At 62.3% G+C, this 350-nt stretch carries 1 protein-coding gene; it reads right to left on the reverse strand.

Annotated features, from left to right (window positions below; all coding sequences use genetic code 11):
* On the reverse strand, positions 1–193 hold a 193-nt coding region (locus tag BCY78_RS24470; RefSeq protein WP_139103338.1), incomplete at its 3' end, for a hypothetical protein.
* Positions 194–350 lie beyond the last annotated feature (157 nt).

Here is a 350-nt window from a genome sequence, read left to right on the forward strand (position 1 = left end):
AGCGGGCGGTTTCAGGGTCCGGTGCCAATTCGGTGCGCCGGGCCTCCATTCGGCGGATGCCATCGATGGTGATTGCCACCTCGGCCCCGGCATCGATCTGGACCCGTGCGTACTCTCGGAGCACCTCAATCATGTTGTCGAGCACCGACGCGGCATAGGCCCGCTCATGGACCGCTACGGCTCCGACCTGCATGCGCGAAAGCCGTGCCCTCCATTCCGCGGGGTGTTGATTTCCACCCAGAACTGACCCGGGAGAGCACTTAGTTTCCATTGAGAATTGACCCATGTGACCCTCCCCGCGACGCAGCTTGCAGCGGGGGATTCCGGAGTGATCCACATGGGACTTTTGA

This window comes from Pararhodobacter sp. CCB-MM2, assembly GCF_001691415.1.
Taxonomy (GTDB): domain Bacteria; phylum Pseudomonadota; class Alphaproteobacteria; order Rhodobacterales; family Rhodobacteraceae; genus Pararhodobacter.